This is a genomic window from Aestuariivivens sediminis, from assembly GCF_022662105.1.
In the GTDB taxonomy this organism is placed as follows: domain Bacteria; phylum Bacteroidota; class Bacteroidia; order Flavobacteriales; family Flavobacteriaceae; genus Aestuariivivens; species Aestuariivivens sediminis.
On record NZ_JAKMCP010000001.1, the window covers coordinates 791,858 to 807,328 of the forward strand.

Here is a 15,471-nt window from a genome sequence, read left to right on the forward strand (position 1 = left end):
TAAAAGGTTAAACTGTTTGTTTAAATACGTGATGAAATACACATTTACTTTTATGGCATTCTGCTTTGTGGTCTCAGGATATTCACAAGACGGGAACTCCAATTACAGAACCATAAAGGTTGCGGTGAGTGATACCATTCAAATGGATAGCGTGAGCATAAACCCAAATTGGTTTTTCATTAAAGAAAAGAATGGTTCCCCTATAGATTCTTCATATTACAGCACCAATTTTTCAAAGGCTCTTTTAATATTCAAAAAACCTGTTCCAACCGACACAATCTTTATTAATTATTTAAAATTTCCGGAGTTTCTAACTAAAACATATAAACAATTGGATGATAACCTAATTGTTGAAAGCACGGATAACATTCAAAAACTCTATAAACTTTCCGAAACCAATCGCAATTCAAATTTTATTCCTTTTGATGGCCTGACCACTTCCGGAAGTATTACGAGAGGAGTTACCATAGGCAATAATCAAAATTCGGTATTGAACAGTGAACTCGATTTACAAATTACTGGAAAACTCAATGACAAGGTCTCATTGAGAGCTTCTATTCAAGATGCCAATATTCCATTACAAGAAAGTGGTTATTCACAGCGATTGGACGAATTTGATCAAGTTTTTATTGAATTGTTTAGCGATAAGTGGAATATTCGTGCCGGCGATATTGATTTACAGAACACGACCTCTTATTTTGCTAAATTTTCCAAAAGGGTTCAAGGTTTATTTGTCAATACAAATTTTGGCGAGGACCCCGTAAAGAACAATGTGTTTGCGGCGGGGGCACTGGTAAGAGGCCAATTTACGACCAGTCAATTTACAGGTCAAGAAGGGAATCAAGGTCCTTATAAATTACAGGGATCAAATGGTGAATTGTTTGTCCTTATTGTTTCAGGAAGTGAAACCGTTTATGTAAATGGTGTCCCTGTTAAGCGGGGTGAGGATCAAGATTATATCATAGATTATAATGCCGGTGAACTCTTGTTTAATTCCACATTCCCAATTACTTCCGAAATGCGTATCACTGTTGATTATCAGTTTAGCGAACGTAATTATTCTCGTCTGGTAGCTTATGGTGGTGGTCATTATAAAGACCAAAAGCTTGAATTTGGGGTTTCGGTATATTCTGAGAATGATGCCAAAAATCAACCCCTTCAACAAAATCTATCTGAAACACAAGTACAACTGTTATCTGAAGCCGGTGATGATAGAAGTTTAATGGTTGCTCCTTCTGAAGTTCAGGAAACTTATAGCGACAACAGAATTTTATACAAAAAGGAATTGATAGAAGGTGTTGAAGCCTTTGTGTTTTCGAATAATCCCGAAGATGAATTATATCGTGTAACATTTAGTTTGGTTGGTAATGGCCAGGGTAACTACATTTTAAGCAGTACAAATGCCATTAACAATATTTATGAATTTGTAGGAAGTGGACTTGGCAACTATGCTCCTATTGTTCAATTAATTGCCCCAACAAAACTACAGGTAGCTGTTTTAAATGGTACGTATCAACCCAGTGACAAAACCCATATAAGGTTTGAAGCTTCGGGGAGTAAAAACGATTTGAATCTTTTTTCTACAATCGATGATGGCAATAATGATGGATTTGCCGGAAAATTTAAAGCAGAACAATCCTTAATTAAACAGGATAGTGCTTGGACCGTTAATGCTTTTGTTGATGTCGATTATATTGATGCCAATTACAGGACTATTCAGCGTTTATATAAAGCAGAATTTAACCGTGATTGGAATTTGGACCAACGTACTGGTAATGAAATTGCTGGTAATCTGGGAAATCAAAAACTAATTTATTCGGGTGTTAGAACGCATCACCCGGAAAAGGGATCTCTGGATTATCAATTTGAGCATTTAAATTTTTCAGATGGTTTTAATGGCAACCGACATGTATTTAACGCCAGTTTATTATTGAATAAATTTCAAATTGCTTCAAATCTTAGCCTTTTAAATGCAAATTCAAGTATTCATTCATCTACTTTTTTAAGATCTTACAATCGGATTAGCTATAGTCTAAAAAAAGGCTGGTTAGGCACCAAGTTTGGGCATGAAGATAATGAACAAGAGGAAATTTCAACACAAACTCTTACCCCTTTAAGTCAAAAATACACATCCTATGAGTTTTATACTGGCGTTGGAGATAGTACGAAGGTATATGCAGAAATTGGCTATAAATATCGCATTAACGACAGCATTAGAAACAACCAGTTACAAAGGGTGAACACATCCAATACTGTTTATTTAGATTCAAGACTTGTTCAAAACAAAAATACCAACTTGGCGCTGTACATAAATTATAGAACTTTAAAAGATGAAGAAGACCACAAAAAAGATGAGCAATCTTTGAACTCTCGTTTGCAGTACCACCAAAAGCTATTTAAAAACCTTATTCAATGGAACACCATTTTTGAAACCAATTCCGGGACCTTGCCACAACAAGATTTTACGTATGTTGAGGTTGAACCCGGACAAGGTTCTTACACCTGGATTGACTACAATAATAACGGCATTCAGGAACTCGAAGAATTTGAAATTGCCCAATTTCAAGATCAGGGTAAGTTTATTCGTGTTTTATTGCCAAACCGTGTTTTTATTAAAACCCATCAAAATAGATTTAGTCAAACGTTGACCATAAACCCTTCACATTGGGCAGTTGATGCCAGTCAATCTAAAAAATTTTGGTCGCATTTTTACAACCAAACCAGTTATTTAATAGATCGAAAGATTGAACGAGATGACACTGATTTTAATCTTAATCCTTTTAAAACCAATAGCAACAATCAGTTAGGTTTACAGTTAAATTTTAGAAATGTTCTGTTTTTTAACCGAGGTAAACAACGTTACACCAGCTCTTACACCTTACTTTCAAATAAATCACGAAACATTTTATCCATTGGTTTTATTGAAAACAATTTAAGAAGTCATCAATTTAATTTCACTCATAAAGTACAAGAAAACTGGCTCATTACACTTACCTCAGCTTTTGAAAACAATGAAAGCCAGAGTGAAAACTTTCAAAGTAAGAATTACAATTTTGATGTAACTAAATTTAGTCCAAAATTATCTTACCTTTTTGGGGATAATTCCAGATTAGATGTATTCTATCAATACGCCAATAAAGATAACATCATAGGCAATCAAGAAACCTTGCAACAACAAAAATATGGGATTTCTTTTGCGTTTACGAAAAATGAAAAAGGGGCTGTCAATGGTGAATTCAATTATTTTTCGAATACCTTTACTGGAAATCCAAATTCACCAGTCGCCTATCAAATACTTGAAGGGTTACAGCCGGGCACTAATTTCACATGGACTCTACTGGCACAAAAAAAAATAACCAGCTTTTTGGATCTTAATCTAAGTTATTTTGGCAGAAAAACTAAAACCAGCAGTACCATCCACACCGGTAGTATTCAGTTAAAAGCATATTTCTAAAAAGACATTAAATCCAATTTTTTAAAAATAGCTATAATCTGAGAAACCGCCTTACCATAAAATTCTGGTTGTATTTTTTCAAAATCATCAGTTGGTTCATGATAATCTTCATGATCTTCTACCCCAAAATATAAAAAAGGGATTCCTTTTTCATAAAAGGAGGCGTGGTCCGATGAATACAACCAATTATCCTTTCCATCGTGACCATCGTGACCCATTACAAGATTGAGCTTTGTACAACACGACGGTTCCTTTTTGAAAAACAGTGATTTAAAGTTAATATGCGTATTGGAACCCACAACATACAGCTCTTCCTTATCACTTCGACCAATCATATCCATATTAATATTTAAAACGATATTTTTAACAGGAACAATAGTATTATTCGTAAAATACTTCGACCCTTTAAGCCCTAATTCTTCCCCGTCAAAAGCGGCCAGAATAACTGAATGTCTGGGTTGGTAGGTATTAAAAAATTCAGCAAAACTAAAAAGGGCTGAAACGCCAGATGCATTATCATCAGCGCCATTATATATCAGGCCATTTCTAATCCCTTCATGATCATAATGTGCACTCACAACGATATACTTGTTTGATTTAGAAGTTCCTTTAATAAGTCCCAAGACATTAACCCCTTGATATTCTATTTGATTTTTTGAAAACAGGAAGGATTGTTCATAAGTCTTTCCTAAAGGTTTAATCTTTAAGCCTTTTAAGGTATGCATAATATAGTTTCTTGCCTTAGAAGCCCCTTTTGTTCCAGTACGTCTACCTTCAAATGCATCAGACGATAAATTCTTGACGTGTATTAACATCTCCTCTTTATTAAAGAGTTTGGTATTAAATACAGCTTCTTGGGCGTAACCGGTTGTATTACCCACCAAGGATATAAAGGAAAGAATTAAAACAATTTTTATCATGTTCAGTTGTACAGCCCCAAAGCTAACAAAAAAGACCCATATCTCGCGATACAGGTCTTCTAAGTTCTTTTTTTAATTGAATTTAAACAGAGGCCTTTATTAACTCCCTATTCATTCTTGCAATGTTATCTAAAGAAATCCCTTTAGGACATTCCACCTCACAAGCACCTGTATTAGTGCAGTTTCCAAAACCTTCCAAATCCATTTGCTCTACCATATTCCTCACACGATCTGCTGCTTCAATTTGTCCTTGGGGCAATAAGGCATATTGGCTAACTTTGGCACCAACAAATAACATCGCACTTGAATTTTTACAAGTTGCTACACAAGCACCACAACCAATACAAGTAGCTGCATCCATAGCCTCATCTGCGGCATACTTTGAAATAGGAATGGCATTGGCATCTTGTGTATTCCCTGAAGTATTCACAGATATATAGCCTCCTGCTTGTTGAATACGTTCAAAAGCACTTCGGTCTACAACCAAATCCTTAATTACGGGAAAGGCTGCTGCCCGAAATGGTTCAATAGTAATGGTATCGCCATCTTTAAAGGTGCGCATGTGTAATTGGCAAGTGGTTATGGCCCTATCAGGTCCATGGGCTTGCCCGTTAATGTACATGGAACACATCCCACAAATTCCCTCACGACAATCATGGTCGAATACTACGGGTTCTTCACCTACATCAATAAGCTGTTCGTTTAACACATCCATCATTTCCAAAAAAGACATATGCTCTGATATATCCGTAACATTATAATCAACCATTTGCCCCTTAGAAGAAGCGTCCTTTTGTCTCCAAATTTTAAGTGTCAAATTCATAGTCTTTCTTATTTATATGAACGTTGTTTTAATTCTATGTCCTTAAACTCTAATTGTTCTTTATGTAAGACGGCATCTGCTGGTTCTCCTTTGTATTCCCAGGCTGCAACAAATGCAAAATCTTTGTCATTCCGTTTTGCTTCCCCTTGCTGTTCTCCACTATCTTCAACGGATTCTTCTCTAAAGTGTCCGCCACAAGATTCTTCGCGCATTAAGGCATCTTTAGCAAATAATTCTCCTAATTCTAAAAAATCTGCAACTCGACCAGCCTTTTCTAATTCTGGATTCATTTCATCAGCATTTCCCGGTACTTTTACATCTTTCCAAAATTCTTCTCGAATTTGCTTAATTTCGGCCATGGCCTCTTTTAAGCCTTTTTCGTTTCTCGACATACCTACTTTATCCCACATGACTTTTCCTAAGCGCTTGTGGAAGTAATCAACCGATTTTGACCCTTTGTTATTGACAAAGTAATCAATTCTGGTTTTAACTGTTTTTTCTGCTTCTTCAAACTCAGGGGAATTTGTTGGGATTTTCCCGGTTCGAATATCTTGAGCCAAGTAATCTCCAATGGTATAAGGTAATACAAAATACCCATCGGCCAGTCCTTGCATTAATGCAGATGCTCCTAAACGATTGGCTCCATGATCGGAGAAATTGGCTTCTCCAATACAATAACACCCTGGAATAGTGGTCATCAAATTATAATCTACCCAAACACCGCCCATAGTATAATGTGTAGCCGGATAAATCATCATCGGAGTTTTGTAAGGATTCTCGTCTACAATCTTCTCATACATTTGAAATAAGTTACCATACTTCGCTTCAATTATTTTTTCACCAAGCGCTGTAATCTTTTCCTTAGAAGGATTGGAGATATTATGGATTTTCACCTGCTCTTTTCCATAGCGCTCAATGGCAGAGGCAAAATCCAGATACACTGCTTCACCGGTAGCGTTCACACCATAACCAGCATCACAGCGTTCTTTAGCTGCTCGTGAAGCTACATCACGAGGCACCAAATTTCCAAATGCGGGATATCGTCTTTCTAAATAATAATCCCGCTCGTCCTCAGAAAGCTCGGTTGGTTTTTTACGCCCTTCTCGAATAGCTTTTACATCGTCTAAATGTTTTGGCACCCAAATGCGGCCATCATTTCTGAGCGACTCCGACATTAAGGTTAATTTAGACTGATAATCTCCGGAACGTGGAATACAGGTTGGGTGTATTTGAGTATAACAGGGATTCGCAAAATAAGCTCCTTTTTTATGGATTTTCCATGCGGCAGTCACATTACTCCCCATGGCGTTGGTTGATAAGAAATAAACATTTCCATACCCGCCAGATGCAATTACAACCGCATGTGCTGAATGACGTTCAATTTCTCCGGTTACCAAATTCCTAGCAATAATACCCCGTGCTTTCCCGTCGACAATAACGACATCTAACATTTCGTGACGATTGTACATTTCAATCTTACCACGCGCTATTTGTCGGTTCATTGCAGAATATGCCCCCAACAATAGTTGCTGTCCTGTTTGTCCTTTGGCATAGAATGTTCTAGAAACTAAAACCCCTCCAAATGAGCGATTATCTAAAAGTCCTCCATAATCACGTGCAAACGGCACCCCTTGAGCCACGCATTGGTCTATAATATTGGATGACACTTCAGCCAATCGGTACACATTGGCTTCACGAGACCGGTAATCACCTCCTTTTACCGTGTCATAAAACAATCGGTACGTTGAATCGCCATCACCCTGATAGTTTTTTGCAGCGTTAATTCCGCCCTGGGCGGCTATTGAGTGTGCCCGACGCGGGGAGTCTTGATAAGCAAATGCCTTAACATTATATCCCAATTCTGCCAAAGTTGCCGATGCTGAACCACCTGCCAGACCCGTTCCAACAACAATAATATCTATATGACGCTTGTTTGCAGGGTTTACAAGGTTAATTTTATTTTTATAGTTTGTCCATTTATCTTGAATTGGACCTTCTGGTACTTTCGAATCTAATGCCATATCGCTATTGATTAATGGTGATTAAAATGATGATAAAGCGCAATAATTATAAAACCTAACGGTATAATAATCGAATAAGCCTTACCTAATTTCTGAAGTGCTCTTTTACGACCTGCAGTAGACCCAATGGACTGAAAAGCAGAAGTAAACCCATGAGCTAAATGAAGCCCCAACAAAACAAAGGCTACCGAATAAAATACTACCCTCCAAATGGGGACAAATTTTTCCGTCAATTCATGATAATAACGGCCTGGATCTGTCGGCGCTATGTTAATGTATTTTACATTGATTTCATGGACCCAAAAATCGGCAAAATGTAAAACTAAAAAAGCAAGGATAACAAGACCACTATAAATCATGTTTCTACTCATCCAAGTAGAATTTGCAGCACCATTGTTTTTATAATATGGGACCCCTTGTGCTTTTTTGTTTTTTAATTCCAATACAAATCCCATAATGAAATGATATATAATTGCAAAAATTAACACCGGCTGCATCACAAATTGTATGAGCCAATTTGTCCCCATAAAATGGGAAACTTCATTAAAAAGTTCAGCACTAAAAACCGACAAAATATTAATCGCAAAATGCTGTAACAGGAATATCATAAGAAAGAATGCTGAAAGCGCCATCGCTACTTTTCTCCCAATTGAAGATTTAAAAAATCGGCTCATTATTTTAAAGTTAGTTTTTTAAAGTTGCACAAAGGTAGTTATGGGCACATTTATAGGCAAATAACATATATCATGTTTTTACTATTTAGAATGATTCTTAAATAATTCCTTAATATTTACCTGGAATATTGTTTTAATAATGACAGTTTACTTAATTTTATGGACTTAAATGATTTTCCTATGAAATACCATCCCATAACTAACACCCTTTTCATAAAAAACCGAAAAAACTTTACGGCAAAAATGAAACCAAATAGTTTAGCGGTTTTTAATTCAAATGACATTTATCCCATAAGTGCGGATAGCACCCTACCCTTTGAACAACATCGCGATATTTTTTATTTGAGCGGTGTAGATCAAGAGGAAAGCGTTTTGGTTTTATTTCCAGACTGCCCCAAGGAAAAGCATCGCGAATTATTATTTTTAAAGGAAACCAATGAGCATATTGCTATTTGGGAGGGTGAAAAATTAACTAAAGAAAAAGCCTTTGAGGTAAGTGGAATAAAAACGGTATACTGGCTAAAAGATATGGAAAAAATCATGTTCGAACTTATGACTCAATGTGATACCGTTTACATCAATACCAATGAACACTATCGCGCTTCGGTAGATACAGAAACTCGTGAGGCCCGATTTACCAAATGGTTAAAGGAAAAATATCCGGCCCATGCCGTAGCTAAAAGTGCTCCCATACTACAACGTTTACGATCCGTTAAGGACGCTTTAGAAATAGATCTGATACAAAAGGCCTGTCATATTACCGAAAAAGGATTTAGGCGAATTTTAAATTTTGTAAAACCCGATGTTTGGGAATTTGAAATTGAGGCAGAATTCATACATGAATTTTTAAGAAATCGTTCAAAGGGTTTTGCCTATACCCCAATTGTTGCTTCTGGATATAATGCCAATGTTCTGCATTACATTGAAAACAATAAACAATGCAAATCGGGTGATTTAATTTTGTTGGATGTTGGTGCGGAATATGCCAACTATTCCAGCGATATGACACGGACCATTCCCGTCTCTGGGCGCTTTACTGATAGACAAAAAGCAGTATACAATGCCGTCAACACTGTAAAAAAAGAAGCCACCAAAATGCTGGTTCCGGGCACGGATTGGGCCGAATACCACAATGAGGTAGGGAAATTAATGACAAGCGAATTGCTTAACTTGAAGCTATTGGACAAAGCGGATGTACAAAATGAAAATCCCGATTGGCCGGCGTACAAAAAATACTTCATGCATGGCACAAGTCATCACATCGGGTTGGACACGCATGACTATGGCATTTTAACCGAACCGATGCAAGCTCAAATGGTATTCACTGTAGAACCTGGTATTTACATCCCAGATGAAGGGTTTGGCATACGCCTGGAAGACGATGTGGTAATTCAAGAGCAGGGTGAACCCTTTAATTTAATGGGAAATATTCCCATTGAAGCAGATGAGATTGAAGCCATCATGAATTCATAAAGAATGATAAATAAAAGTAAAGGGGGCGATCTTACGATCGCCCCCTTTTATCGGAACAAAACTAAGTTTCGGTAATTTAAAGAGTGACTAATTCAAATAAATAATCGTTTAGTTTGTTCAGCGTAGTAATTTTATCTTTTGAATGAATTAAAAGGGATATGTTGTTTCGGCTGCCTCCATAGGAAATCATTCTAATTTTCACATCCTTCAAAATCTGAAATAGTTTAAACGTGCTTTCATGATTTACAATAGAATGCCCTACCAGACACACAATGGTCTGATCGGTATCCACTTCAATAGACGCGAACTGTTCCAATTCTGCAACGATACTATCCAAATTTCTATCATCATCAATGGTTAGTGAAACCGCTACTTCAGATGTTGTAATCATATCTATCGAAGTTTCGTGTGTTTCAAAAACTTCAAAGACCTTTTTCAAAAATCCATGAGCCTGCAGCATACGCCCCGACTTGATCTTAATGGCGGTAATTTGGTCTTTAGCAGCTATGGCTTTAATGCCATTTTCAGAAGTGTCTCCTGAAATTAAAGTCCCAAAGGCATCAGGGTCCATAGTATTTTTTAGACGCACTGGAATACCATCTTGACGCACCGGTAAGACCGTCTGTGGATGAAGTATTTTTGCACCGAAATAAGCCAGCTCGGCAGCTTCATCAAATGACAGGTTTGAAATAGGATATGTATTATCAACATATCTGGGATCGTTGTTATGCATCCCGTCAATATCTGTCCAAATCTGGACCTCCTCGGCCCGAATTACAGCTCCGATAATAGTTGCAGTATAATCGCTGCCACCACGCTGTAAATTTGAAACTTTGTCGGCTTCATCTAAACAAATAAACCCCTGTGTAATGTAAATATCTACATCGGAAATGGCTTCCCATGTCAATTTAAATCGATCTTTAATGTAATTTAAATCAGGTTCTTTAGACGTATTAATCTTCATGAAATCTAAAGCCGGAAGCAAAGCAGAACGAATCCCTTCCTGTTTTAAATAGGCATTGAACATATAAGTTGAAAGCAACTCTCCCTGGGCTAATATTTCATTTTCTAAGGTTATTGAAAATTCAGTGTACGTTGATTCCAATAAAAAATTAAAAATTTCTGTAACGTAATGCTTGACATCACTATTTAATGCCTCATCTAAAAGAAGCCCATCAATTGTAGCAAAATAAGATTCGTGTAATGAATTTATTTTTTCTATGGCCTCGTCCGGAGTATTATGTCGTATCGCGTTCGCTATGGAAACCAAAGTGTTTGTGGTGCCGGACATCGCAGACAACACGACAATCTTTTTGGATCCATCTGCTATAATATGCTTTACATGTTGCATATTTTCAACAGAACCAACTGATGTGCCTCCAAACTTTAATACTTTCATTATATCATACGGTTTTGATGATACCACCCTTTTTGAACAGCTAAAATTTTGGCCTGAGGGTCTACATTTCTATCATATTTTGTTGCAAAAATATAAGCCAGATTCACATATCAACTATTTATTAAAAAAAAGATTTATATTTACACAAAATGTTAAATAATTAACAGTTATTTTTTAAAATCATGAAAACCGTTTCTAACTGTGTTGAAGATATCCTCATTTCCCAACCCTATCTTGAAGAGGCTTTGTCCAGAAACATTATTAATTTTAGTGCCTTGGCCATTGAGCTCACTGAACCCATCAGTGAAATGCTAAAAAAAGAGGTGAAACCAGGTGCAATTATGATGGCACTTCGACGGTATAACCCACCACCATCGTTATCAAATTCAGTTAAAATGAAACGGGTCATCCAGAACTTGGGTGATATAACAGTTCGATCAAATCTAACAGATTTTACGGTAAAAAATTCAGATACCTTAATTGAAAACCATGCAAAAGTATTAGATCGCATTAATCAGGAATCCAAACTTTTCTACACGTTTACCCGTGGTATTCATGAAAGCAATATTATTATTTCCAGCAGTTTAAAGGATTTTGTCATAGAACATTTTAAAAGAGAATCCTTTTTGGCTGTTCAAGATGGCCTGACAGCCATAAGTATAAATTTACCTGAAGACAACTCGAAAATTGCAGGTTTGTATTATCACTTTTTTAAGCGATTGGCATGGGAAGGTGTCGTGCTTTATGAAGTGCTATCAACCACGAACGAATTTACTATTTTAGTTGAAGACGATTTTGTTGACAAAGCCTTTACAGCCATTAAAAAAGTGAAATCGTGATTATAAAATATAAAAACACGTCTATTTTCTGTACTGATTCCGGTCAAGGACCTCCCCTTATATTACTCCACGGATTTTTAGAAAATGCTGCCATATGGTCGCCCTTCATCACTGAACTATCAAAAAATTACAGGGTTATCTGCATCGACTTACTTGGCCATGGACAATCAGGATGCATTGGTTACATCCATACTATGGAAATGATGGCTGAAGCTGTTAGAGCCGTAATAGAATTCCTTAATTTAAAAAAATGCTCTTTTGTAGGCCATTCTATGGGAGGATATGTTTCCTTAGCTTTTTTAGAATATTTTCCTGATCAGGTTAAAAGTCTACTTTTAGTTAATTCAACTTCATTAGAAGATAACGACGAAAGAATACAAAATAGAAATAGGGCCATAGCAGCCGTTAAGAAGGACCACAAGACATTTATACGAATCGCCATTTCCAATTTATTTAATCCTGAACATAAAACAACATTTACAAGAGCAATTGAAAACATAACACAAGAAGCATTAAAAACTCCTGTTCAGGGAATTGTAGCAGCACTGGAAGGCATGAAGTTACGAAAAAACAGGACTCAAGTAATAAGGCAATTTGAAGGTAAAAAGGTGATCTTTATTAGTAAAAAAGACCCTGTACTAAATTACGATTCACTCCTAAATGAAGCCAAAATTGCACAGCTTAAAATTGTTGAATTTCCTGATGGACACATGAGTTTTATTGAAAATGAAGCCTTATTCTTTCAAAATTTAATGCATTTCATCGAATATTAAGTATATTTTAACGAATTTTTCAATTTTTTTTTCTATGTTTATACTCCCTTAAAATTAAAATCATGGAAAGAACTACAGCGAAACCCACTTTTTTTTCGAAAATGTATTGTAATCTTTTTGGACATGATTATCACGTAACCAAAAAAGTTACGCGTCACGTAAAAGAGTACAAATGCTGTCATTGTAAAAAGGAATTAACAACAAACAGCAACGGGAAACTCACAGAACTCACTTCTACTTTTAAAGACATTAATAATGTTCTGGAGTTTATGTACCATAAGAAACTTAGCAGAGTTCAGCAAAAAATGTACAACACGAGCGCAGCATAGACCACTTTGAAGGTTTCACATTTTTTTTTACCTTTAGCTCCCTTTCTTTGTAAGAGTTAATAGCAAAAAATATGAGAAACATTTATTGCTCCTTCTTTGGGCACGAATTCAAAATAACAAAACATGTTACACATTATGTTAAAGAATTTAAATGTACACAGTGTAACAAGCAATTTACTACAGATCAATCTGGAAATATAACGGCTCTTACCCCGAAACACAGAGAAATCAATGCCGTGTTAGAAAAAATACATCATAAGAAACAAAAAAAGAAAAACTTACAACTCATCCCTTAACTGCTAAAATTTTTCCATCCTTGAGCTTTCAAAGCAATTTTTGTTTCGGCTCTGGTAATTAAATATATCCCATTTTCTTTTTTCGTTATATGTCCAATAACCGTAAAATTCGGATTAGCTTTTAATTTTGGATAATCCTTTTGAGAAATGGTAAACAAAAGTTCATAATCTTCTCCTCCATTTAAAGCCACCGTAGTACTGTCAATATTAAATTCTTCACAAACAGAAATTACCTGTGGATCTAACGGTATTTTAGACTCGTAAAGATCACATCCAACTTGGCCCTGTTTGCACAAATGTAATATTTCAGATGAGAGCCCATCACTTATATCAATCATTGCTGTAGGTTTTACATTCAAATCTTCTAATAATTGAATAATATCCTTTCTTGCTTCAGGTTTTAATTGTCTTTCAATAATATAATTATAGCGGTCTAAATCAGGTTGGTTATTAGGGTTAACCTTAAATACTTCTTTTTCACGTTCCAAAACTTGCAATCCCATATAGGCCCCACCCAGATCTCCAGTAACGACCAGCAAATCGTTGGGTTGCGCCCCGGATCTGTAGACGGCCTTACCTTCCGATAACACCCCTATGGCTGTGACAGATATCAACAATCCTGAAGTTGAGGACGTCGTATCTCCTCCTACTATGTCTATATTGTATATTCTTGCCGCAGTTTCAATGCCCGCATAAAGCTCTTCTAATGCTTCCACAGGAAATCTATTGGATACCGCAATAGAGACGGTCACTTGTGTTGCCTTGGCATTCATGGCATACAAATCCGATAAATTGACCATTACGGCTTTATAACCCAAATGCTTTAAGGGCATGTAGCTTAAATCAAAATGAACGCCTTCAACTAATAAATCCGTAGAAACAGCAATGCTTTTATTGTCATGATACAGAATGGCGGCATCATCTCCAATGCCTTTTATAGTCGACTCCTGTTTAATTTGAAAATTTTGGGTAAGATGGTCGATAAGTCCAAATTCCCCTAAATCACTTAATGGTGTTCTCTGTTGATTTTTATCTTCGATCATGATGCAAAAATAAGAAGCTATTGTATTAAATGACCTTTTTAAGGGTAATAATTGTTTATAAGAAATACATTTTCAACTAAAACAAAATTAATTTTTTAACGTTAAATTCGATGTACTACGGGGCTTATAAAAAATTATCAATTACATTTGAAATAAAATACTGCTTATGAAGTCTGCCAAAAATAAAATCACAACCATTGGTTTTGCTGTACTTATGGTTGTATTTGCTTGTTTTCAATCTTGTAATGATGAACCTGTTGAACCGGTAATCGACACACAAGAACCTTTATTCCCTTGTAAAAATGGATTTGCTGATATATACCCCTGTAATGGATACGATTTAATAGCCCATATCCCTTTGACCACGTTCAATGCCGTAAGTGGAAATGACTCATGGGGGTGGACAGATGTTACTAATGGCAAAGAATATGCCTTAATGGGACTGGATAACGGTACGGCCTTCGTAGATATTACCAATCCCGACAACCCTATTTATCTCGGAAAATTGCCTACGAATTCCTCAAGTACGACCTGGCGCGATATTAAAGTTCATGACAACCATGCTTTTATTGTTGCCGATAATGCCGGCGCACACGGCATGCAAGTTTTCAATTTAACACGTTTGCGTAATATTGTAAATCCTCCTGAGATATTTTCTGCCGATGCAACCTATAACGACGTTGGAAGCTGCCATAACATAGTTATAAATGAAAATGAAAATATAGCCTATTTGGTAGGCTGTGAATCCTATAATGGTGGTATTGTTTTTATTGACATTTCCAATCCACTAAATCCTGTTGGAATTGGTGGTTATGGCGATTTAGGTTATACTCATGACGCCCAGGTGGTGACTTATACTGGACCAGATTCAGATTATAGTGGAAAGAATTTGTTAATTGGAAGTAACGGTAATTATCTGGGGACTAACACGGTAGTGATTTTAGATGTTAGTGATAAATCCAACCCCCAACTCATTTCCCAAGTAAGTTATCCAAACCCCGGTTATGCTCACCAGGGCTGGTTTACCGAAGATATGTCTCATTTTATTTTTGGCGATGAACTGGACGAGCAGTTTTTCGGAAACAATACGGCAACTTTTATATTTGATTTTAGTGATTTAGATGCGCCTGTGTTATCATCAACCTATTATGGCCCAACATTGGCCATAGACCATAACGGATATGTGAACGGCAATACCTTCTATCTATCAAATTACAACGCTGGATTACGGGTGCTGGATATAAGTAACATTGGAGCAACAACAAATGCCATGGCTGAAATTGGATTTTTCGATACCTATCCGGAAAACAATAATGCAGGTTATGATGGCGCGTGGAGCGTATATCCCTTTTTTGAAAGCGGAAACATTGTTATAAGTGACATTGACCGTGGGTTATTTGTGGTTAAAAAAAGTGATTTATAAACCT

Annotated in this window: 12 protein-coding genes; 6 read left to right on the forward strand and 6 right to left on the reverse strand. The window is 36.4% G+C overall.

Annotated elements, in window-relative coordinates:
- Positions 1–31 precede the first annotated feature (31 nt).
- Complete coding sequence (locus MR054_RS03400; protein ID WP_242156181.1) at positions 32–3,454, forward strand: hypothetical protein; 3,423 nt, start codon at positions 32–34, stop codon at positions 3,452–3,454.
- Here MR054_RS03400 and MR054_RS03405 read toward each other — a convergent pair.
- The 4 genes from MR054_RS03405 to MR054_RS03420 all read right to left on the reverse strand — a co-directional run bounded on the left by MR054_RS03405 (position 3,451) and on the right by MR054_RS03420 (position 7,892).
- Complete coding sequence (locus MR054_RS03405; protein ID WP_242156182.1) at positions 3,451–4,374, reverse strand: M28 family peptidase; 924 nt, start codon at positions 4,372–4,374, stop codon at positions 3,451–3,453. The genes MR054_RS03400 and MR054_RS03405 overlap by 4 nt on opposite strands.
- 82 nt (positions 4,375–4,456) lie before the next feature.
- Positions 4,457–5,197 carry a succinate dehydrogenase/fumarate reductase iron-sulfur subunit gene (locus MR054_RS03410; protein ID WP_242156183.1) on the reverse strand — a complete coding sequence of 247 codons (741 nt, stop codon included), beginning with the start codon at positions 5,195–5,197 and terminating at the stop codon, positions 4,457–4,459.
- An 8-nt stretch (positions 5,198–5,205) separates the two neighbouring features.
- On the reverse strand, positions 5,206–7,218 hold the full coding sequence (locus MR054_RS03415) for a fumarate reductase/succinate dehydrogenase flavoprotein subunit (protein WP_242156184.1): 2,013 nt from the start codon (positions 7,216–7,218) through the stop codon (positions 5,206–5,208).
- An 11-nt stretch (positions 7,219–7,229) separates the two neighbouring features.
- Positions 7,230–7,892, reverse strand: coding sequence for a succinate dehydrogenase cytochrome b subunit (locus MR054_RS03420; protein WP_242084022.1), 663 nt, complete (start codon positions 7,890–7,892; stop codon positions 7,230–7,232).
- Between the two features lie 180 nt (positions 7,893–8,072).
- On the opposite strand from MR054_RS03420, the gene MR054_RS03425 reads away from it, so the two are divergent.
- A complete protein-coding gene (locus tag MR054_RS03425) occupies positions 8,073–9,365 on the forward strand; it encodes an aminopeptidase P family protein (RefSeq protein WP_242156185.1) in 1,293 nt (430 codons plus the stop codon).
- Positions 9,366–9,441: 76 nt separating this feature from the next.
- Here the strand turns inward: MR054_RS03425 and MR054_RS03430 are convergent, their stop codons facing one another.
- Complete coding sequence (locus tag MR054_RS03430) at positions 9,442–10,764, reverse strand: aspartate kinase (protein ID WP_242156186.1); 1,323 nt, start codon at positions 10,762–10,764, stop codon at positions 9,442–9,444.
- Between the two features lie 182 nt (positions 10,765–10,946).
- On the opposite strand from MR054_RS03430, the gene MR054_RS03435 reads away from it, so the two are divergent.
- The 3 genes from MR054_RS03435 (at position 10,947) to MR054_RS03445 (ending at position 12,705) form a co-directional block, all read left to right on the forward strand.
- The gene (locus tag MR054_RS03435; protein ID WP_242084019.1) at positions 10,947–11,603 is read left to right on the forward strand and encodes a hypothetical protein; all 657 of its coding nucleotides are present in this window, start codon (positions 10,947–10,949) and stop codon (positions 11,601–11,603) included.
- Positions 11,600–12,376: an alpha/beta fold hydrolase gene (locus tag MR054_RS03440; protein ID WP_242156187.1), complete on the forward strand. Its 777-nt coding sequence runs from the start codon at positions 11,600–11,602 to the stop codon at positions 12,374–12,376. Before MR054_RS03435 ends, MR054_RS03440 begins: the two co-directional genes overlap by 4 nt.
- A 62-nt stretch (positions 12,377–12,438) precedes the next feature.
- A complete protein-coding gene (locus MR054_RS03445; protein ID WP_242156188.1) occupies positions 12,439–12,705 on the forward strand; it encodes a hypothetical protein in 267 nt (88 codons plus the stop codon).
- A 292-nt stretch (positions 12,706–12,997) separates the two neighbouring features.
- Here MR054_RS03445 and thiL read toward each other — a convergent pair whose 3' ends face one another.
- Positions 12,998–14,044 carry a thiamine-phosphate kinase gene (gene thiL / locus MR054_RS03450; protein ID WP_242084016.1) on the reverse strand — a complete coding sequence of 349 codons (1,047 nt, stop codon included), beginning with the start codon at positions 14,042–14,044 and terminating at the stop codon, positions 12,998–13,000.
- Between the two features lie 166 nt (positions 14,045–14,210).
- Between thiL and MR054_RS03455 the strand changes: the two genes are divergently transcribed.
- On the forward strand, positions 14,211–15,467 hold the full coding sequence (locus MR054_RS03455) for a choice-of-anchor B family protein (RefSeq protein WP_242156189.1): 1,257 nt from the start codon (positions 14,211–14,213) through the stop codon (positions 15,465–15,467).
- Positions 15,468–15,471: the final 4 nt, after the last annotated feature.